This is a genomic window from Bacteriovorax sp. DB6_IX (genome assembly GCF_000447775.1).
Taxonomy (GTDB): Bacteria; Bdellovibrionota; Bacteriovoracia; order Bacteriovoracales; family Bacteriovoracaceae; genus Halobacteriovorax_A.
The window spans coordinates 1-483 of sequence record NZ_AUNJ01000024.1; the positions used below are offsets into that span (position 1 = coordinate 1).

At 36.0% G+C, this 483-nt stretch carries 1 protein-coding gene; it reads left to right on the forward strand.

Translation table 11 applies throughout. The features are described from left to right. Positions 1-202, forward strand: a 202-nt coding sequence (locus M901_RS00775) for a hypothetical protein (protein WP_021276243.1), incomplete at its 5' end; no start/stop codon positions are given. Positions 203-483 lie beyond the last annotated feature (281 nt).

A 483-nucleotide genomic window follows, 5' to 3' on the forward strand; every position in this document is an offset into this window, starting at 1 on the left:
ATCAGATGTCGTGCTCTGGGATCTTCCTGATCTTAAGGAGATGGATAATAAGAAAGAGGTCTTCTATCCAGTTATTCGCTCTTTAGAAAGTGTAAGCTTAATCGTAAAAACAAATTATTCAAAATACGCAGAACTACATAAGATAAAAGATTATTTTGAAAAGTACAAAGTTCCTTTTAAGGGACTTGTCTTAGCTGAGTAATAATGGGGATGAGATGTCTAGTGAAGTATTTGCAGATCTCCAAATAGATGGCAGCTCAAAAGGTGAGAGAAAGAAGAAGAAACGTACGAGGTTCTTCTACAAAGTTGAAAATCACCAAGAGCTTATTTAGAATTGGAGCATCATTAATTTAAAAGATTATAATTCTGGAATCAAGTTCGTTTGCTATTGGGTCGACAGGATATCACACGTCTCAGCAAAAAACGATCATGGGGCTTGCAAGCTTCTTCGATCATCACGATGATCTTAAAATTGCCATTGTC